The following is a 20,542-nucleotide window of genomic DNA, read 5'->3' as shown; positions in this document are numbered from 1 at the left end:
CATGAAGAATACATTTTTTATCATATTATCCCTGTTTTTATTAACGTCTTGCGAAAAAGAAATCGATTTAGATCTAGACAACAAGGCTGGAAACATTGTCATAGAAGCTAATATCACCAATCAACCTGGTCCATATTTTGTGAGAATAACAAAATCTGTGGCTTTTACAGAAAACAATCAATATCCTGCAGTTACCAATGCTCAGGTTGTTTTAAGCGATAATACAGGTCAGACCGAAACATTGCAATATGTTAGCGATGGAAAATATAAAACCACAGCTTTCAGCGGAGTAGTGGGAAGAACTTATACATTGAAAATTCAGGCAGAAGGAAAAGAATATACTGCCCAAAGTACGATGCCTCAAGAAGTGAATTTTGATGGATTAACGCAGGATTCTTTTGTGTTTGGAGGGACAACAACATACACCCTTTTACCTGTTTTTACTGATCCTCAGGCATTAGGGAACCGTTATCTTTTTAATTTTACCGTTAATGACAAACCTAAAAAGACATTCGAAGTTTTTTCAGATAACGTGAATAACGGATTGCCGAATCAACGTCCTCTGTTTCTTCCCAACGATGATGGCGATGAACCGGACGATGTTTTAGTTGTGGCAGGAGATACCATTCATGTTGAAATGCAGAGTATCGACAATAATATTTTTACTTATTATAGCGCTCTTCTTCAGATTTCTGGAGATGGTGGCCCCGGTGGAGGTGTTACGCCTTCCAATCCTCCTAGCAATATTAATAACGGAGCTTTAGGATATTTTTCAGCGCATACGGTTAGTAATAGAAGTATTGTGATTGAGTAGAAATATTTTGAGAAAAACTTAATGAAATCCTGGCGAAAGTCGGGATTTTTTTATTGAACTTGTTTAAACCACAAAAGGCACAAAAGACTGAATATATTACTTATTTAAGTTCATAATGAACTGTAAACAAGAACACATAAGCTTTTAAAAATCTTTGATTTTTATCTTTTGAGGGCTTTTGTTTTCAAAATGGCTAAATTTTAAAAAGTTCAATTATAGCTTTTGTATCTTTTGTGGTTTAAATAAAAAGTTCAAATCGGTTTATTTTAATCTGAATTAAAAGTTCTAAAACAAAAAATGCCTCCAAAATAATGAAGGCAATTTCTTTTATAATGTTTTTAAAACCTTAGTGGCATTTTCATTTTTAGGATTTATTTCCAATACTTTTTGATAATTCTGTTTGGCTTTTTCCTTTTGTCCGGCTCCCAGATAAGCTTCTCCTAGACTATCGTACACATTTTCACTTTTAGGATAGAGTAGAGTATTCACTCGGAAAATATCAATGGCTTTGTTGGGTTGTTTTTGTTGAAGAAGAGCATAACCGACTCCATTCAAATATCCTTCCGAAAGTAGGTTGTGATTGATGTCCTCAGATTTTGCTTTTTGATATAATTGTAAACCTTTATCAAAATTTCCTTCCAAAATAAGCTCTAGTGGCGTCTTTTCATTAGCACTCATTTGTGGATTTTTAGATCTTATGGTTTTGTCCCCCAGAATTTGTATCAATTCCCTTTTTCCTGTTTTCCTATTTTTTATAAATTTAAATTGAAAATCCCAATCCCGAATTGCAAAAGTGTCTTCACCTACTTTAATAAGTTCTGTTGGAGTTTCCGTATTATTGATGGCCATTAGCTTTCCATTCTCCTGATAAACTTTATAAAAACCATACTTATCAGATTTGTAGCGACCAATATTGTTGTTAAAATCTTTTTCGGTAGTAGTTAGGATTTTATTAATTGAATTCACGTAATTCGGCCACTGATAAACGTTTGCAACCGATCGGATAAGTTCTTCAATAAATGCAGGTTTGTTGGTATTCGTTAAAACTACAATTCCGTCACCGCTGGTTTTATTTCCTATAGATTTGCTGGAAAACCCCTCATTCCAACCACCGTGAGTGAAGTAGACCTTACCATTTCTATTTTCAAGAAAAATACCTAATCCCATGAATGGATCAATAAATGGAGTTGTAAATTCCTCGGCTGTTTTTTTAGAAATAACTGTCTGGCTTTTATTGCTCAGCGTATTTTGAATATCAATCACAAACTTTGCATAATCTTCTGCTGTTGTCCACAAACCTGCTGCGGCCAATTCAGGATAAACATGGTATTTTCCTTGAACTTTAATTCCGTTTTCATTATAAGCTGTAGCAGCAAACTGAGCCTGAGTTTCCGATAAAGGTTGAGAAAAAGTGCTGTTTTTCATATTCAGAGGAGAAAGTACTTTTTCAGTTAATATTGAGGCGAAATCTTTTCCTTCAAGGTCTATCAACATTTGTTGTAACACACAATATCCACCACCGGCATAACGAAAAGGTGTTCCGGGAAGTTTATCAACAACGACAGCGGGAGAATTGGCTGGACTTTGTCCATTTAAAACCTGAACTAATGTCGGAATAGGTTGGCCAACTTCGTAACCCGCAAATCCGCTCACCGTAAAACCTGCAGTATGACTGACAATATTTTTGAGACTTACTTTCTTTTGCTTTGTGAATTCATTTTCAGGAACTTTCCATGATTTCAGATAAGAATTTACATCTGCATTTGGATCAATTTTTCCCATTTCCACTTCTTTTAGCACAGCATAAGCACTCACTGGTTTACTCATAGATGCCGCCTGAAATAGCGTGTTGGAATTCACAGGAGTTTTAGATTCTACATCTGCAAATCCGTAGGTTTTACTCCATATTACTTTAGAATTTTTAATGACAGCGATGCTCACTCCGGGAACATTGTAATATTTCATTCGGGATTCTAAAGTCCAGAGAGGTTCACCTTCAAACCGAACAACAGGCATCAATCCTGATTCTACTTTAGATATTTCATTTTTTAATTGAGAGTCTGTTTGTGCCGAAAAAGGAGTTGCCATCATTCCGAAAACGAGAGCAATGTAAAAAGGAGTTTTAGCCTTCATTCTATTTTTAATTTGATGGGCTAAAAATAGATAAGTTTTATGAATATCAGATAAAATGTTTTCTGTGTTATTTCAATAATTGATAATTATTTACCGTCGTGTAAGTTATATTTTAGAAATTAAAAATAATAAAGTGAATTATAAGAGATAAAATACATTCATGAATGAATTGATATAACTTAAAATGAAAATTTCAACAAACTTTGCATTAAAAATTAGCATTATTAAAAATCAGATATTAAAAAAAGATTAACACAACTTTAACTCCAATTGCCAATTTCCCCGACATCTATATCCGTACAGAAAGCCGTACTTTGCAATATAATAAAAGAACGATAAAATGGGGTTATTTGATATGTTTACGCAGGAGATCGCAATGGATCTTGGAACCGCTAATACACTAATCATACATAATAACAAGATTGTTATTGATCAGCCCTCCATTGTCGCTATAGACAGAACAACAGGAAAGCCCATTGCAGTTGGTGAACAAGCCAAATTAATGCAAGGGAAAACCCACGAAAATATTAAAACAATCCGTCCCTTAAAAGATGGAGTTATTGCCGATTTTCACGCTTCGGAACATATGATCAAGGAATTCATCAAACAAATTCCGGGAATCAGAGGCAGGTTTATTCAGCCTGCGCTTAGAATTGTTATTTGTATTCCTTCCGGAATCACCGAGGTTGAAAAAAGAGCCGTTAAAGACTCTGCATTGAAGGTAAATGCCAAAGAAGTAAAGTTGATCTATGAACCAATGGCAGCCGCTATTGGAGCTGGAATTGATGTACAGAGTCCTGAAGGAAATATGATTGTTGATATAGGTGGGGGAACTACCGAAATCGCTGTTGTTGCGCTCGGAGGAATTGTTTGTGACAAATCTTTAAAAATTGCTGGTGATGTATTTACCAATGATATTTCTTACTTTTTAAGATCATATCATAACTTATATATTGGAGAGCGAACTGCCGAAAGAATTAAAATTGAAATAGGTTCTGCACTGGAGGAACTGGATTATCCTTTAGAAGACATTCCTGTACAGGGAAGAGATCTGATTACGGGTAAGCCAAAAGAGATCATGATCAATTATAAAGAGATCTTCAAAGCTCTGGATAAATCTATCATGAGAATTGAAGATGCTGTAATGGAAACACTTTCTCTTACTCCGCCGGAATTGGCTGCAGATATCTACAAAACAGGTATTTATCTTGCCGGAGGTGGTGCTTTATTAAACGGATTGGCAGACAGACTACACAAAAAAACAGGACTGCCTGTATGTGTTGCTGAAGATCCTTTAAGAGCAGTTGTTCGTGGAACAGGAATCGCGCTTAAAAACATCAATAAGTTTAGATTTTTAATGAGCAGTTAATTTTTTAAGAACTTATTTTCGATTTGCACTGTTTTTATTTGATTATTAACAGGTATCGACACGCTATTAAAGGTTTATTTTAATTATAATAAAAAATATAAACCCTGACTAAAGTTGGGGTTTATATTCATATGTCTCCTAGCTGAGTGAAATCGAAGATTCGACGTAGTCAAACGCCCTTGCGAATTTAAAAACAGCTAGTAGTCAAAAAAAACCTTGCGCTCTTTGCATTAAAATAGTATAGAGAATGATTTTAAGCATATTTTCAAGAAATTCAATTATTATTTAATGCATAATTAATTTTAAACTGATATTTTTACAGTGAATTAGTTGATGGGAATTTAGAGGCCAAGAATTATTTTAATGAATATAAAAATGATCAAAAAACCTTTACACAATTTCCATATTCCTGTGATGGGATTAGCGTATACGATAGACAGTCCTATCCGTGTCGCACAATACGGAATTTCTTCCGTTGTTTCTATAATTGATGATGAAATTATAGAGAAAATGAAAAACTTTTATAATGAAAAATTCAATTTGAATTATTCAAGTATTTCAACAAAAATAGACGACTACCGTGCCAAAAGAATTACTGCTTATCTGGACATGGTGGATGATATCGTCAATGAAAAGTTTGATACTTTCAAAGAAGAAATTGCGAAAAACAAAACCGCTTTAATGAACTTTGTGGATATGCTTCCCAACACATCAGAGCTGAAAAACGGGTTGCAAAATCTTCTGAATCAAAAGGAAAGTTTTACGTCTTCAATTAAACATTTTATTGAAAAAAATCTTGCTCCCGGGAGTATAGATGTCAATATCATGACGAAAGTTGATAAAGATAACTTCAAAAAAAATGAGCAATTACCTGTTATTTATAATGATGCTCACGCTTCTTTACGCGGTTTTGCCAACAGTAAATTATCTTCATCAGTAGTACTTTCCGCGGGGATGAATCCTCGTTTGTACAGTTATATCGAAGAATTTGATGACTTTTTTCCTGATGAAAATGGTTTTCTGAAAAAGAAAATTATCTTAAAAGTGAGTGATTTCCGTTCTGCCATGATTCAGGGGAATTTTTTGGCTAAAAAAGGACTTTGGGTTTCTGAGTACAGAATAGAATCCGGTTTGAATTGTGGCGGTCACGCTTTTGCTACTGAAGGTTTATTGCTCGGTCCGATCATGGAAGAATTCAAACAAAAGAAAAACGAACTAATTGATTCTGCGCATTCATTAATGCTCAATGCCTTACAACAAAAAGGGAAAATTACAGTTTCTGAGCCTTTGGAAATGAAAATTACCGTTCAGGGTGGAGTAGGAACCTCAGAAGAACATGATTTTCTTCTGAAAACTTATGATGTAAACAGTGTTGGTTGGGGTTCTCCGTTTTTGCTTGTTCCGGAAGCGACTTCAGTGGATGATGAAACCCGAAATTTGCTTTTAAAATCCAAAGAAAATGATTTTTATTTAAGTAATCTTTCGCCTTTGGGAGTGCCTTTCAATACGGTAAAAGGAACTTCCAACGAAATTTTTAGACAAAACAAAAATAGCAAAAACCGCTATGGAAGTTCGTGTCCTAAAAAATTATTGGCGCTGAGTAAAGAGTTTTCAGCTGAAGGAATTTGTACCGCTTCGAAAAAATATCAGGATATTAAACTTGAAAATTTAGAAATCGAAAAGAAAGAGATAACGCCAGAGCAATTTCAAAAAAGAAAAGATGAGATCACGGAAAAGGCATGTTTATGTGTCGGATTGGTGAACGCTGCTTACATGGAGCAAAAGTTAGAAATAAAAGGAGAAAAACAAGGTGTGGTGATTTGTCCGGGGCCTAATCTTGCTTTTTTCGATAAAGAAGTTTCTCTTTCGCAGATGGTACAACATATTTATGGGAACACCAATATTCTTTCCGATAATGATCGCCCAAATATGTTCATTAATGAACTGAAAATGTACGTCGATCATCTGAAAAAAGAAATTGCCGATTTCTCGGGAACAGTGACAAAATCTCAGGATAAAAAATGGAAAACATTTAAAGAAAATCTTTTTGAGGGAATTTCGTATTATGAAAACTTGTTTAGTCAATCAAATTTCTTTCAATCAGAATTAAATACAATTAATAATCAGCTTCAACACTATAAAATGATGCTTTCAGGAATTGAACTTCCAATATTTGAAAAGTAATAATGAAATTTTTTGTGAACTTTGCTAAGTGAAACGCCTTTGCGAACTTAAAATCAGCAGAATCATTGGTTAAAAAAAGCTTTGCAGACTTTGCGTTAAAAAAAATAATAATTAATAAACAAAACCTTCAAATTTTAATTTGAAGGTTTTTGAATTTTCCATTTAAAGTTCTTATCATTGCACTCATGAAAAAAATGATGTGTGTACTGCTATTTTTTGCGTCTATGTGGGTGTTTTCTCAAATCAAGGCAAAAATTATCGGCATAAAAGACGGAGATACTGTTGTTGCTTTATTAGCAGATAAAACTCAGGAAACATTACGTTTGGCAGAGGTAGATTGTCCCGAAAAGAAACAGCCTTTTGGCAACAATGCAAAACAATTTACGAGTTCAAAAGTCTTTGGAAAAGAGGTTGTATTTTACAGAATCAAAAAAGACAGATATCGAAGAACGATCGCCAAAATATTTTATGATGATGACAAATATCTTTCTGCGGAAATCATTAAATCCGGCTATGGATGGTGGTATTTTAAAGATTCTAAAAATCTTCAGTTAAAAGAATATGAAATTTTAGCAAAGAAAAAGAAGCGAGGTTTATGGGCAGATAAAAATGCAATATCACCTTGGGATTTCAGAAAAATAAAGAAAGAAAAATCGAAAGCTGCTAAATTAAAAATAAAAACCTCCGAATTAAATCCGGAGGTTTAGTATTTAAAAATTAACTTTCTGTAAGTCCTTGCGTCACATCTAATCCTTCCATTACATCTAAACTTTGAAATTTTTGTTGCAGTTGCATGGTTTCAGGTACTTTTACCATAGAATTGACCGTAACGTGAGGCCAATTAACAGGCTGTGCAGATCCTGTAGCAGGGAAAACAAGATTGATGGTCTGCGAATATTGCAATACCTGACTAGGATTTCCTGCACTGTCTACAATATCTTCAATCCAGAAAGTTGCATCCATTTTGGTAGCATTGACATTAGTCTGGATAAACGGAATATTCAAAATTCCTCCGTTGGCTTCCGGTGTGTCGGTAGACATTTGAATAACAGTCATATTACTCACTCCGCCTGTTCCTACTAAAGCTTCCAATGTAGATTCAAGGAATGCATTTGGGTTGACCTGATTGAATGGTGCAAACTGTGGATTCCCAATAATCTGATCTGAATAACCAAGTTGTGTTATTCTGTCACCATTCAATAAAGTTGGAATTGAAGAAGCCGGACTAAAAAAGTCTGTTCCCGGATTACCCACTTCAACTGAGCTTCCAAGAGCCAATAATGAATTTCCGTGAGGAATAGTTGACATACGGGCAATCGTATACCCTCCGTTTGGCTGACCTAAATTTAAAAATAATCCTGTCTCAACATGAATCGTTGATCCTGCAGGAAAACCACGCTCGTTACAAAAACTACTGTCACAAGCGCTTATAATTTGCTGCTCATACAAAAGACCGAAGATCATTTGTTCTACTTGCTGTCCGTTCACGACAGGGCCACGATTTCCGGCCTGTACAACAACGGGATTGAAAGTCAATGTTTCCTTGTAAGGAATGACTTCAAAAACAAATCCTTTATCCTGTCCGGGAACAGAAATGGTATTCCAACCCGCTGAAATAGATGTTGCAGGAACGTCAACGTTTTTCCAGGTTCCTACAAGTGGAGCCAAAGCGCCAAGATCTGAGGCAGAAACTTTTTCAAGAGGAAGGACTTGTGCTCCTAATGTTAATCCTCTCATTTTGCTTTCTAGATTCATAATTTTTAGTTTTTAAGGTTAATTAGTTTTAGTTTTTTAATTTGTTTTAAACTTATATTTTTAGCTACGCTTTCCAGTATGTTTGTAGCATCTAGACTCGAATCTTTCTAAACTTTTCTAATACTATATTTAGATCCCCTACAGGATGACAAGCTTCGTGGATATTTAAATAAACGACTACAGCCATAGCCCTGATTGCAACGACATCCTTTTTGGTTGCGGCCGGAGCGAAGCGGAGGCCGTAACTAAAAAGATATAGTGAAAAGCAGGATAAAGCTTCTAATAAAAAATAAAGTTTAATTTTTTGATTTAAAACCTTATAGGTTTCTGAAACCTATAAGGTTGAGTAGAGTTTATTTGAATTGATAAGATTAAATCAAAATTTTATTCTTTATGATAAGGACATCCTGAAGGTGGATTGGCAATACGCTCAGAAACTGCGGCAGTTGTTGTCATATTCATTGCAGGAGGTGCATTGAAAAATTCCTGTTCGATTATTTTTCTCTGATCTGCAGGAATATCCTCGATTTTACGAAGCGTATTCACCTGAATGTGTGGCCAGCTTGTTGTACCACCATCGTTTCCAAAATCAAATTCGAAAAATATAATTTGTTCGTATTGTAACTGAAGAATTTCTTTTCCATCTTCAATTACAGTTTCGATCCAAAGATTAAAATCTATTTCCACTGTCGGTACAAAACGATTAACAAAAGGAACGTTTAGAATTCCGCCTTGCGCTCCGGTTTGCATTTTTGATGATAACTGAACAAGTACATAATTGGCAACATTTTGTCCGCTCAATGTGTCTCTTAATCTCATATCCGGTCTTACACAGTAAGGATATAGCTCATTTGCCAATATTCTCTGCGTATAAATTTTGTTTGAACCAGGGTCGGTTTCATCCGTTAAAGTCTGGTGAACCCATGCCGGAGCCGGTTCGTCAAGGTTAATAGCACCTCCCGCACCTCCCATAGTTGGTGAGATAGCAAGATGAGGAGGATTCCAAGTAGCAAGACCGGTAGGGAATTGCGGAGCGCCGTCTCTAAGGTAATATACTTTATTATCTTTACTTTCAGGTGTAATATCTCCCAATACTGTAATCGTGCTTCCGTGAGGGATAACTCCACTTCTTGAGATCGAATAATCCGGAATAAAATAAGGTCCTTTAACTCCATCCATTGGCTTTATTTCCTGTGCAGGGATGATTTGATAATATTGCTGTCCCTCTTTTAATTGGCTCAAAAGAATGTATGAAGAGTTACCGTTTTCATCTTTTACTTCAACCAAAGGTTCGTTTCTGTATTCTCCTTTATATCCATATTTTTCAAAATCTTCATTAGAAAAAGCGTGAATTCCACGGTCTCTTTTGATGGTTTCTTCAGTTGCAGCGTAATTGTAAACGTCGCTTAACCAAAGATACATTCCGTTTTCTTCGTGAATTCCGGCATATTGTAAATTTGGATTTCCGTCTACTTTATTTACACTTTTAATGGTTTGATCGTATTTTACAGCACCACAAAATAATTCCGTTGCACCACCACGGTTACGGACACCACCGGGAACGATTTCGAATGTTAATTTTTCAATATATTCTTCAGTATCAAAACTAAATTTTCCTGGAATTGTATTTTGATTGGTTCCTGGAGAAGGCATAATCGTCGTGTGAATTCCACTTCCTAATGATGGACGGTCGATATTTTTATTGTAATTGGCATTATAACTTACCCATGTTCCATTTAATGCTTCTAAAACACCATACTTTACATCATTCGCAATGTCCTGTAAATTTTCTTCTCTAAAAGGGGTTACCGGATCGTCGATCAAAAGTTTCGAGTATCCTTTCATTAACTTGGCAAGATAACCTTGCTGATCCTGACTTGGTTGTGGTGCTCTTAAGAATTCACTCCCTTTTTCAGGACTTTCCTTTTCTCTTTTTAACATGATATATTGTTTTTATGGTTATTAATTAATGAAGTTGTTTTAAAACTTAACCGCAAAAGATGCAAAAGCTCTTATTGATTTGTTAAAACAGTTATTTAGAAATCAAAAGTTCATCCTAGAATAAAAATCAAAGATTTTTAAAAACTTATGTGCTCTTATTTGCAGATAAATAAATGAACTTAAATAACTTAAGTGTTAATCTTTTGTTTCTTTTGTGGTTAAAATTTAAAAAAAAATTAAGTTGTAGGATATTCAAAAGTTGGCCCTGCATTGTATTGAGAATCCAACGGTTGGCTCATCAATCCAATCGCCTGCTCTTTTAAAGCATACATATACATGATTGATTTTTCTAATTCTTTTGCATCCCCTTCTACAGCAGCCTGAATCGCATCCAATAAATTTTTATATGTTTGATTAAATGCTTTTCCCTGCGCATACAATTGCGGATTCGACTGATAATCTGCCATTTTCGGGTTTGGTTTCATCGGATAAGCAGCATTCCAATCTACAGGCAGTGCTTTTCCAACAGGTGGAGTAGTGACAGGCATCATTCCGTTTTCATCCATAAAAGGTTTATAGTTTCCATCTAAATAATAATGTTCATGGAAAATTTCTTTAAACCTAAAATAATGCGCCAATTCCATTCCTTCTTCAAACTGGGAAGGATCAACATCAAAAACGGTGTCGTCAGCACCCTCTCCCTGACCTTTAATCTCTTGGAAAACAGCAATTACTCCTGCTAGAGCTTCAACGGCGTGTAATTTTCCGCCACTTCCGTAATATTGTTCCGGACGGATCTGTTTTGCCGGATTTCCTGTGAAGATTCCGCCTGTATTTAATTCTTCAAAAGTTTGAGGTAATTTCCCGTTGGCTTTGTAATAAGCAATGATTTGGAAAACAACAATATAAAAGAACAAAACATCATAATATTCACCAATCGTGTGAACATTTTCCATGATGAAACCTTTCATATTTTCTAAAGTCCAGAAGTTATTTTCTTCTACTGAAGCACTTTTAAGCAATGACTGATTTTCTTCAATATGATCATATACCGGAGCTTTAACCAAAGGACTGCTCGGACTTTCAATGGCGATAAATGTGGCGATACTATTCGTAGAAAACGTTTCCAATCCTACGAAGAAATCAACGTTCATCGGTAATTTCATCGGATAAGTAGGATAGTTTTGAGGTCTGTTGACGGAAGGTTGAATATTCACAGCATTCATCACATTACAAACCATGATCATGTGAAGCATTTCTTCTACGGCAACACTTCTGATGATTTGTGAAGCCAATAAATTTGTCCCATCTTTAATAGAATACAAAGCTGTAAGATAAGGCGGAATTGTTGAGTGCTCAATAAGAATTGCCGTCTGCAAAAGGTCTTGTAAAACAGAACGGTAATTCATGTTTTCTAGACTACTTTTTTTAGATGAAGGAGTCATTTTTGTATCTAATTTGTCTACACTGATCTCCTGCAACACTGATCCGAACTGAGAACTCAAGTAATCATTAAATTCTTTGATCTGATTATTTAATAATAAATTGGTTAAAGTTTTACTGTGATATTTCAAACCTTCCAGCCAATCTTCTTTGCTGATTTTTGTGTCAAATAATAAAGAATGTAAAGAAATTGCCTCTTCAACAAGGGTATTTTTGCCGGATAAAGCACCTTTTAATAAAATCTGTTCTGGTTCTGCTTTATTGATAAGTCTTTGTCTCATGGTTTCAGTTTTTAAATTTGTTTTCTAAATCACTCAAAATAGATTCTACCGAACGAATTGTGAATGCTGATAATGTTAAAGTAGGGTTCGAAGTTCCCAAAGTCGTCATATTTCCTGCGCCAACGATGTATAAATTCGGGTGATCCCAAGATTTGCAATAACTGTTGGTAACAGAATCATCCGCATTGTCGCCCATTCTGTGAGTTCCTACGATATGACCCGCTCCGTTGTAAGAATATCTTACGTTGTTGTAGATGAAAGTGTTTTTGTCTGCTTCGGTATATTTGGTGAAATCTTCGATATTCAACCTTTTAAACATTTGATCCGAAGCTAATTTTGCCTGTTCCATTGCTTTCATTTCGTATTCCGTCAGTTCATAATTAATGACAGGGCGCGGAATTCCCAAAGCATCCAGATATTGATCATTGATGGTCACTCTGTTGTTAGGATTCGGTAATTGCTCGATCTCAAAATGGAATAAAACCTGTCTTGAAAGTCTGTAAGCCAACGCTTCTTTTAATTCAGCTCCAAAAAGACCCTGTCCCAAAAATTCTGAAAGATCTGATCCCGGAGAAAATGCCGGCCAGCTCCATCCCCAATTGTCTAGTGGAGAAATCCACGCAGAAAATTCACTTCTGAAATTTCCGTCACGGAAAGACGAAATATTGGTCGTAGAACCAGGACCTCTGTACGAGTAAATGGGTTCCGGAAACAATCCCCAAGTCAGCATTACCATGTGATCCATTAAGTTTCTTCCTACCTGATCGCTTCGGTTTGCAACGGTTTTTTCAACTTTTTGTCCGTTTTCGATTACGGTATATTTTGAATTCAATAAAATTTTTGGATTTTCAAAAGCATTGGCTGCAAGAATCACAATTGAATCTGACGTGTCAACAACTTCTTCCACAAAATCAGTTTTTTCTTTAGAAATATATCTTCTTAAATGAATTTTTGAAATTTTTTCCTGATCTGCCTGATCAACACTCAATTTGTACACAACACTCTGCGCCTGAACGCTAATGAATTTATGTTTTTGAAGATTTTCGTTTTTATTGAATTTATATAACGCTTTTTTCAACGTTTTCAAGGCATTGTATTTTGCCTGAACCGGACAGATCGGAACGCACGAAGCATTTCCTTCGCAACGTTCTCCCATGTAAGGATTCCAGACAGAGCCTAGCGCTTTGTACTCTTCGTTTTCAATATTATTTAATGATAATTTGTATCCCGAATCTGTAGAATTTGCTTTGATGATTTTTGCTTTTCCATAAGCAGGATTTGGAGTAGAATTTCTTCCCTGAGGAGACGGAACCATCGTTAACGGAAATTCTTCAAAATTTAATTGAACACTGGTTCCTGTAAGACCATTGATAATCTTCTGATCCATATAACTTTGAGGAATTTCATCCATCGGAAAAACATAGTCTTTACCATAATACTCTTCCATACTTTCCGAAATCGGATATTCCTGCGCCGCCACATTTCCTGAAACACCGATTTCAAATTCAGCCATTTCGTAATATGGTTTTAAAGCATCGTAATCAATTGGCCAGTTGATAGGGGTTTTAATCTGAGAATCAGGTTTATTGATTTCAATACCATATTTTTCAGTTAATCTGAAGTCATTCGGAAGCATTCTTGGAGTTGTTCCCAGCCAGTGAAGCGTTGTTCCGCCACCGATTCTGATGGCATCACTCGCAAACGGCATCGGCCCAAACTGCACCAAATATCCTTTTTTATCCGGAAACGGCGGAATGATTTTTTCCATATCCAAAACATCCGGTGATGGAGCCTGTTTTAAATTCGGATAAGGAGAATTCGGAACTTTGGCTTCCTCCATGTAAAATTTACGGATATATTCGTTGTAGGTTGTCAATGATGACGATGAGTCCAGCTCTAATCCAGCTTCCAGTCCGGCTTCGTACATTAAAATTGATAATTCTCTTACATTTTCAGGATTATCAACTTCTGCACGGTAAACCATTTTGCCTTTTTCTGTGTCAAAAACATGATCGGTTAAAAGTTTGGCGATCAATGATCCTGCGATCCCCGTTCCAACGATGATCACATCTTTTTTGAATTCTATATTGCTCATGAGTTGCTGTTTACAGGTTGAACCGCCCAAGATTTGAAACCAGGTTGTTTTGCTCCCGGTGGATGGGCGTGCATAACGCTCCAAACCAAACTTTCTTTGTATGATAATTCATTCACATAAGCGCCTTCCCAAGTTCCCAAATACCACATTGTGATGATATTGTTCGACATATCCTGCATTCCCGGATCTGCCATAATTTCGGATTGAATGGCATTTCTCAATTGATCCTGACTGAAAGAATTTTCAAGGATAGATTTTGAAACGTTCAGAAATTCTAAGAATGTTGCGGTTTCGATCTGACCTAAAATATGCTTGTAATAAGTCTCCGCCAAACCGGTAGATTGCAGCTCGTTCGCAGAAAATCCGGTAAGAGTTCCTGAAATCGCCATAAACACGTCGTAGTAGTAATCATCGACGTTGAGGATTTTGTTAATAATCATTTCGTTTAAATTTTGATGGTTAAAGTTTTTTAAATGACAGTTATCATTTTATGTTTTGTAGCATTGCTCATTTGCCATAATTATCAGTTTTTGTTTATTCAAAATTAAAGAGTTGAATTTGTTTTAATTTCAGTATTTCTACTTAATTTGTATCTTCTCAATGTTATTTAAAATCAGTCTAGATAAGGCTTGAATTGAATTTTTTCTGTATTAAAATTACATAATTTATCACTTTGTAGAGATTAAATATGTTAACATAATAAATTTTATTTTTAGACTAAATAAGATTTATTTTCAATTAAGATTTTATAAAAATTAATTAAATTGTCCATAATTTCATAAAAAATGACTTTACATAAAATATCTATTACATTTTTCACAATATTGAGTGTTGCAGTTACAGCGCAAAGCAGTAAAAAGCAGGTGTCAAAACTGATTCAGGACGAATTTCAATTTGCTGAAAAGCAATATAAATATTTAATGAAAGGCATTTCGCAAGATAAAATGCCACAATCATACAAAGCATCTGACAGAAAGGTGATTACAAAAGATATCAGTTGGTGGTGCTCTGGTTTTTATCCGGGTTCGTTGTGGATGATCTATGAACAAACCAAAGATCCTGAAATCAAAAAAGAAGCAGAAAGAACTTTAAATCTGATAGAATCAAACAAGACCTTTACCCGAGATCATGATCTTGGTTTTATGATGTTTTGTAGTTTTGGAAATGCGTACAGAATTACAAAAAATCCGGTATATAAAGATATTATTCTCACTTCGGCAGAGTCACTTTCTACAAGATTTCGTCCGGGAATGCAGGCAATTTTGTCTTGGGATAAAATGGCAGATTTCAAAGGTCCTGTTATCATTGATAATATGATGAACCTTGAAATGTTAGTTTGGGCTTCACAAAACGGAGGGAACAAAAAGACGGAAGAAATTGCGATTGCCCATGCTAATACAACGATGAAAAACCATTTTCGTACTGATTACAGTTCGTATCATGTCATTGATTATGATGTGAATACAGGGAAAGTTTTAAGCAAAAAAACATTTCAGGGATATTCCGATTCTTCGGCTTGGGCAAGAGGGCAGGGTTGGGCTTTGTATGGGTATACGATGATGTATAGATTCACAAAAGATGAAAAATATTTAAGCCAAGCTCAAAATATTGCGAAATTTATTCTCAATAATCCCACTTTACCGGAAGATAAAATTCCGTATTGGGATTTTAATGATCCAAAAATTCCCAATGTTCCGAGAGATGCTTCTGCGGCGGCAATTATTTCTTCCGCATTATTAGAATTAGGACAATATACAAAAGGTGATGAAAAGAAAAATTACATAAATGTTGCCCGAAAAATCCTGACAAGTTTATCAAACGAAAAATATCAGGCAAAATTAGGCGAAAACGGAGGTTTCTTATTAATGCACAGCACAGGCGGATTGCCGTTGAACTCTGAGATTGATGTTCCGTTAATCTATGCAGATTATTATTTTCTGGAAGCTCTGAAAAGATACAAAGATTGGTATTTGTAAAATTTTATAAATATCAACTTTGCTGAGTGAAACGACTTTACGAACGAAAAATATTCTCAATTATTAAAAAAAACTTTGCGACCTTAGCGTTAAAAAATCATCTATTATTAAAAGTATCTATTCACTGTTAAACTTATATTCTTAAATAAGTTGTTTTATCCAATTCTTCATTCTATTATTTTCTCGTTTTGATAAAATTCTAAGCTTTGATAATAAAAATGGTGAAATTTTTCCATCATTTACTGTCATTTTTATAGCAAAAAGTGGATTATTATGAAAATATTTTCAAAAAAAATAAAATAATTTCTTGATTTTCTTATCATATTTTTAATGATAATATCCATTTATTTTATTCCTGATTTATTTTAATCTAAATGTCTATTTCTGAATCTCTTTGTAAAAATATATCATCCTATTTACGATAACCTTATCATATTTTTGATGGTATTGTTATCATAAGAAATAGATATGTAATAGGTTGATAAGCAGTAGGTAGTGATAATTTTATTTTTTTATCTCGATTGAATTTTTATATTTGTCATGTTACGTAAATGTTAACATAGAAATGATTCCGAATTTTATTCATACTTATGTTTCTGTCGACTGTGTTGTTTTTGGTTTCGACCTTGAAAATCGACTGAACATTTTATTGGTACAGCGTCGCATGGACGATGTGCCTGCAGAAAGACAAAGAAAGTTGCCGGGTAGTTTAATACTTAGCGACGAAGATGTAGATGATGCAGCTCAACGTGTGCTTCATGAATTAACTGGCATTAAGAAAATGGTTCTTAAGCAGTTTAAATGCTTTGCAGATCCGTTACGGGCTAGTAATCAGGATGATATAAAGTGGATGGATACAGAGTATAAACATCACATTGATAGGATTATAACGGTGGCTTATCTTTCTCTCTGCAAGATCGACCACAAGATTAACAGTACAAAATACGATACGGTAGATTGGCATCCGATTGATGAAGTTCCGTCGTTGCCATTTGATCATAATAAAATCATCAGTGAATCTTTAATTGAGATCAGAAAATGGATTGAATCTGACTTCTCAATTATTTTTGAATTGTTACCGAAAAGATTCACGATAAGACAGCTGTATCAATTATACAGCGCTTTAAGTGAAAAACGAATTGACATTAAAAATTTTCACAAGAAGATTTCATCGTTCAGTTACATTATCCCGCTGGAAGAGATAGAAACCAATGTTTCGCATCGCGCTGCAAGATATTACAGATTTGATGCTAAAATTTATAAGAAAAACAATACCAGACTAATAAAATAATACCTTTTTTGAAATTATGTATTTACTAGGATATGACATTGGCAGTTCTTCTGTAAAAGTTTGTCTCATTGAGGCATCCAGCGGAAAAATTATTGCATCAGATTTTTCTCCTAAAAAAGAGATGAAAATCACTGCTGTAAATCCCGGTTGGGCAGAGCAAAATCCCACGGATTGGTGGTTGAATTTAAAGCTGGCTCACGAAGCTGTCATGCATGAATCCGGCATCAATGCAGAAGATATTAAAGGAATTGGTATTACGTGGCAGATGCACGGTTTGATTTTGGTAGATAAAGATCAAAACCTTTTAAGACCTTCGATTATCTGGTGCGACAGCCGCGCTGTTCCGTATGGAGAAAAGGCTTTCAAGGAAATTGGAGAAGAGAAATGTTTATCGCATTTATTGAATTCTCCGGGAAATTTTACCGCGTCAAAATTGGCCTGGGTTAAAGAAAATGAACCTGAAATTTTCGAAAAAATAGATAAAATAATGCTTCCGGGAGATTACATCGCCATGAGACTTTCCGGTGAAATAGGGATGACCATTGAAGGTTTGTCTGAGGGAATTTTCTGGGATTTTAAAAACAATTGTATTTCAGAAGATGTCATCAATTATTACGGAATTCCGAAAAGCTTTTTCCCTGAAATTATCCCAACTTTTGGGATTCAGGCGACTGTTTCAGCCACAGCTGCTCAGGAATTAGGCTTAAAAGAAAGAACGCCGATTTCTTACAGAGCGGGAGATCAACCGAATAATGCCTTGTCATTAAATGTCTTCAATCCGGGGGAAATTGCTTCTACAGCAGGAACTTCAGGCGTAGTTTATGGGGTTTTAGATCAGCTTGAATATGATAAATTATCAAGAGTAAATACTTTTGCACACGTCAATTATACTCCTGAACAGACCAGATTGGGTGTTTTATTATGCATCAACGGCACCGGAATTCTAAATTCTTGGTTAAAACACAATTTTGCGACCTCATTGTCTTCTTATGGAGATATGAACGATTTGGCTTCACTTTCACCCATCGGTTCTAAGGGTTTAAGCATCATTCCTTTCGGAAACGGAGCAGAAAGAGTATTAGAAAATAAAGATACAAGCTGTTCGATGCACGGAATTAATTTTAACATTCACTCAAAAGGAGATATTCTTCGCGCAGCACAGGAAGGAATCGTATTTTCCTACGAATATGGAATGGATATCATGAGAAATATCGGTATGGATATTCAGGTAATTCGTGCAGGAAATGCCAATATGTTTTTAAGTTCGATTTTCCGTCAAACGCTTTCCAGTGTGAGCAATGCGGTGATTGAACTTTATGACACTGACGGAGCGGTAGGTGCTGCAAGAGCCGCAGGAATGGGAATAGGATTCTACGCCGATTCTAAAGAAGCCTTTTCTTCCCTCGAAAAAATTGCCGTCATCGAGCCTGAACACGAAAAAAGAGATCAATATTTAGAAGCCTACTCAAGATGGACGAGACATCTTAACGAAATAGTATAATCCACCTTACAACGGAGTTTTCCATTGTACTTACTGACCTTTTCCAGATCAGTGAGCAGGGAATTCTTACGCAAAATTTTAAAATTTAATTAAAACTTAAAACAAATATATATGAGCACTTTAACAGGTACAAAGGAATATTTTCCGGGAATAGACAAAATCAAATTTGAAGGTAAAGAAAGCAGAAATCCAATGGCATTTCGCTATTATGACGCAGAAAAAATCATCATGGGAAAACCTATGAAAGACTGGACGCGTTTTGCAATGGCTTGGTGGCACACGCTATGTGCAAACGGAAGCGATCCATTTGGAGGACCAACGATTCACCACCCTTGGGATGCAGGAAGTGATGCAGTTTCAAGAGCAATGCAAAAGATGGATGCAGGTTTTGAATTTATGTCTAAAATAGGCTTTCAATATTACTGTTTCCACGATATTGATTTGGTAGATCCTGCCAACAATTGGAAAGATTACGAAAAAAATCTTCAAACTATTGTTGAATATGCAAAACAAAAGCAACAGGAAACAGGAATCAAGCTTTTATGGGGAACAGCCAACGTTTTTACACATGAAAGATACATGAACGGAGCTTCTACCAACCCCAATTTTGATGTAGTTGCATGTGCCGGAACTCAGGTTAAAAATTCTATCGATGCAACGATTGCTCTTGGCGGAGAAAATTACGTTTTCTGGGGCGGAAGAGAAGGTTATATGAGCCTTTTAAACACAGATATGAAGCGTGAAAAAGATCATTTGGCACGTTTCCTTACAATGTCTCGTGATTATGCGCGTCAGCAAGGTTTCAAAGGGACTTTCCTGATCGAACCAAAACCGATGGAGCCTACAAAACACCAGTACGACTACGATTCTGAAACGGTGATCGGATTTTTAAGACATTACGGTTTAGATAAAGATTTTAAATTAAATATCGAAGTCAACCATGCAACCTTGGCAGGTCATACTTTCGAACATGAACTTCAGGCTGCTGTTGATGCAGGACTTTTAGGAAGTATCGATGCAAACCGTGGAGATTATCAGAATGGCTGGGATACAGATCAGTTCCCGATTGATTATTACGATATGGTTCAGGCTTGGTTGGTGCTTCTTCCGGCGGGAGGTTTAGGAAATGGTGGAGTAAATTTTGATGCAAAAATCAGAAGAAATTCTACAGATCCGGAAGATTTATTTATCTCTCATATTTCAGGAATGGATGTTTTTGCAAAAGGACTTTTGGCTGCTGCAGATATTCTTGAAAATTCAGATTATAAAAAATTAAGAACAGACCGTTATTCTTCTTTCGACAACGGAAACGGAAAAGCGTTCGAAACCGGAAATCTTACATTGGAAGATCTTCAGAGAATTGCCCACGAAACAGGCGAACCTCAGCCAAAAAGCGGAAAACAGGAATTGTTTGAAGCGATCGTGAACATGTATATCTAATATCAGTAAAAAGGCTGCTAAACACTAAGGATCTTTACAAATTATAATAAGTGAGCCTATTTAAACTATTAAAATTTAACCACAAAAGCTATTTGAATAGCTAACTGTTTTAAATTATTAGAAAACAACAGTTAATCAAAAGAATGAAAATCGAAGATTTTTTAATCTTATGTGTTCTTATTTGCAGTTTATCGATAAACTTAAAATGCAGTAAGTTAATCTTTTGTGTCTTTTGACTCCGTCGAATCTTCGATTTGTGGTTAAAATAAAAAAGTTTAAAAAAGTCTATTAACAGCCCTTTTATTCAACCCTAATTTTT

14 protein-coding genes are annotated in these 20,542 nt (G+C 35.3%); 8 read left to right on the top strand and 6 right to left on the bottom strand.

From position 1 onward, the window contains the following. The first annotated feature begins 1 nt into the window (after position 1). A complete protein-coding gene (locus AC1Q7L_RS05470; RefSeq protein ID WP_492306730.1) occupies positions 2–814 on the top strand; it encodes a DUF4249 domain-containing protein in 813 nt (270 codons plus the stop codon). A 327-nt stretch (positions 815–1,141) separates the two neighbouring features. Here the strand turns inward: AC1Q7L_RS05470 and AC1Q7L_RS05465 are convergent, their stop codons facing one another. Continuing rightward, positions 1,142–2,947: a serine hydrolase gene (locus AC1Q7L_RS05465; RefSeq protein WP_492306729.1), complete on the bottom strand. Its 1,806-nt coding sequence runs from the start codon at positions 2,945–2,947 to the stop codon at positions 1,142–1,144. A 340-nt stretch (positions 2,948–3,287) separates the two neighbouring features. Between AC1Q7L_RS05465 and AC1Q7L_RS05460 the strand changes: the two genes are divergently transcribed. The 3 genes from AC1Q7L_RS05460 to AC1Q7L_RS05450 all read left to right on the top strand — a co-directional run bounded on the left by AC1Q7L_RS05460 (position 3,288) and on the right by AC1Q7L_RS05450 (position 7,207). After that, positions 3,288–4,316 carry a rod shape-determining protein gene (locus AC1Q7L_RS05460; RefSeq protein WP_066749971.1) on the top strand — a complete coding sequence of 343 codons (1,029 nt, stop codon included), beginning with the start codon at positions 3,288–3,290 and terminating at the stop codon, positions 4,314–4,316. A 375-nt stretch (positions 4,317–4,691) separates the two neighbouring features. Then, on the top strand, positions 4,692–6,500 hold the full coding sequence (locus tag AC1Q7L_RS05455; RefSeq protein ID WP_492306728.1) for a hypothetical protein: 1,809 nt from the start codon (positions 4,692–4,694) through the stop codon (positions 6,498–6,500). Positions 6,501–6,694: 194 nt separating this feature from the next. After that, positions 6,695–7,207 carry a thermonuclease family protein gene (locus AC1Q7L_RS05450; protein WP_492306727.1) on the top strand — a complete coding sequence of 171 codons (513 nt, stop codon included), beginning with the start codon at positions 6,695–6,697 and terminating at the stop codon, positions 7,205–7,207. A gap of 10 nt (positions 7,208–7,217) precedes the next feature. Here the strand turns inward: AC1Q7L_RS05450 and AC1Q7L_RS05445 are convergent, their stop codons facing one another. From AC1Q7L_RS05445 to AC1Q7L_RS05425, 5 genes are all read right to left on the bottom strand, one after another. Beyond that, positions 7,218–8,255: a heme-binding protein gene (locus tag AC1Q7L_RS05445; protein WP_492306726.1), complete on the bottom strand. Its 1,038-nt coding sequence runs from the start codon at positions 8,253–8,255 to the stop codon at positions 7,218–7,220. 384 nt (positions 8,256–8,639) lie between these two features. Next, entirely contained in the window at positions 8,640–10,196 is a 1,557-nt protein-coding gene (locus AC1Q7L_RS05440) for a peroxidase, FMP-type (protein ID WP_492306725.1), read from the bottom strand. Positions 10,197–10,432: 236 nt separating this feature from the next. Further along, on the bottom strand, positions 10,433–11,920 hold the full coding sequence (locus AC1Q7L_RS05435; RefSeq protein WP_492306724.1) for a ferritin-like domain-containing protein: 1,488 nt from the start codon (positions 11,918–11,920) through the stop codon (positions 10,433–10,435). Positions 11,921–11,924: 4 nt separating this feature from the next. Continuing rightward, positions 11,925–14,015 carry a GMC oxidoreductase gene (locus AC1Q7L_RS05430; protein ID WP_492306723.1) on the bottom strand — a complete coding sequence of 697 codons (2,091 nt, stop codon included), beginning with the start codon at positions 14,013–14,015 and terminating at the stop codon, positions 11,925–11,927. Further along, on the bottom strand, positions 14,012–14,455 hold the full coding sequence (locus AC1Q7L_RS05425; RefSeq protein ID WP_492306722.1) for a sugar dehydrogenase complex small subunit: 444 nt from the start codon (positions 14,453–14,455) through the stop codon (positions 14,012–14,014). The genes AC1Q7L_RS05430 and AC1Q7L_RS05425 overlap by 4 nt, the downstream gene beginning before the upstream one ends. Before the next feature lie 345 nt (positions 14,456–14,800). Here AC1Q7L_RS05425 and AC1Q7L_RS05420 point away from each other — a divergent pair, with 345 nt between their 5' ends. The 4 genes from AC1Q7L_RS05420 to xylA all read left to right on the top strand — a co-directional run bounded on the left by AC1Q7L_RS05420 (position 14,801) and on the right by xylA (position 20,223). Beyond that, positions 14,801–15,991, top strand: coding sequence for a glycoside hydrolase family 88 protein (locus tag AC1Q7L_RS05420; RefSeq protein ID WP_492306721.1), 1,191 nt, complete (start codon positions 14,801–14,803; stop codon positions 15,989–15,991). A gap of 565 nt (positions 15,992–16,556) precedes the next feature. Then, entirely contained in the window at positions 16,557–17,282 is a 726-nt protein-coding gene (locus tag AC1Q7L_RS05415; RefSeq protein WP_072408487.1) for an NUDIX hydrolase, read from the top strand. 16 nt (positions 17,283–17,298) lie between these two features. Beyond that, positions 17,299–18,783, top strand: coding sequence for a xylulokinase (locus AC1Q7L_RS05410; RefSeq protein ID WP_492306720.1), 1,485 nt, complete (start codon positions 17,299–17,301; stop codon positions 18,781–18,783). Positions 18,784–18,894: 111 nt separating this feature from the next. After that, the gene (gene xylA, locus AC1Q7L_RS05405) at positions 18,895–20,223 is read left to right on the top strand and encodes a xylose isomerase (RefSeq protein ID WP_410690093.1); all 1,329 of its coding nucleotides are present in this window, start codon (positions 18,895–18,897) and stop codon (positions 20,221–20,223) included. Positions 20,224–20,542 lie beyond the last annotated feature (319 nt).

This window comes from Chryseobacterium sp. GW823-FHT05E08 (assembly GCF_058795655.1).
This window is presented reverse-complemented; position numbering and strand designations above follow the sequence as displayed.

Coding starts and splice junctions, on each gene's coding strand:
- AC1Q7L_RS05445 (WP_492306726.1), bottom strand. CDS start 8,255: ATGAATCTAGAAAGCAAAATGAGAGGATTAACATTAGGAGCACAAGTC.
- AC1Q7L_RS05410 (WP_492306720.1), top strand. CDS start 17,299: ATGTATTTACTAGGATATGACATTGGCAGTTCTTCTGTAAAAGTTTGT.
- AC1Q7L_RS05415 (WP_072408487.1), top strand. CDS start 16,557: ATGATTCCGAATTTTATTCATACTTATGTTTCTGTCGACTGTGTTGTT.
- AC1Q7L_RS05440 (WP_492306725.1), bottom strand. CDS start 10,196: ATGTTAAAAAGAGAAAAGGAAAGTCCTGAAAAAGGGAGTGAATTCTTA.
- xylA (WP_410690093.1), top strand. CDS start 18,895: ATGAGCACTTTAACAGGTACAAAGGAATATTTTCCGGGAATAGACAAA.
- AC1Q7L_RS05460 (WP_066749971.1), top strand. CDS start 3,288: ATGGGGTTATTTGATATGTTTACGCAGGAGATCGCAATGGATCTTGGA.
- AC1Q7L_RS05470 (WP_492306730.1), top strand. CDS start 2: ATGAAGAATACATTTTTTATCATATTATCCCTGTTTTTATTAACGTCT.
- AC1Q7L_RS05450 (WP_492306727.1), top strand. CDS start 6,695: ATGATGTGTGTACTGCTATTTTTTGCGTCTATGTGGGTGTTTTCTCAA.
- AC1Q7L_RS05430 (WP_492306723.1), bottom strand. CDS start 14,015: ATGAGCAATATAGAATTCAAAAAAGATGTGATCATCGTTGGAACGGGG.
- AC1Q7L_RS05420 (WP_492306721.1), top strand. CDS start 14,801: ATGACTTTACATAAAATATCTATTACATTTTTCACAATATTGAGTGTT.
- AC1Q7L_RS05465 (WP_492306729.1), bottom strand. CDS start 2,947: ATGAAGGCTAAAACTCCTTTTTACATTGCTCTCGTTTTCGGAATGATG.
- AC1Q7L_RS05435 (WP_492306724.1), bottom strand. CDS start 11,920: ATGAGACAAAGACTTATCAATAAAGCAGAACCAGAACAGATTTTATTA.
- AC1Q7L_RS05455 (WP_492306728.1), top strand. CDS start 4,692: ATGATCAAAAAACCTTTACACAATTTCCATATTCCTGTGATGGGATTA.
- AC1Q7L_RS05425 (WP_492306722.1), bottom strand. CDS start 14,455: ATGATTATTAACAAAATCCTCAACGTCGATGATTACTACTACGACGTG.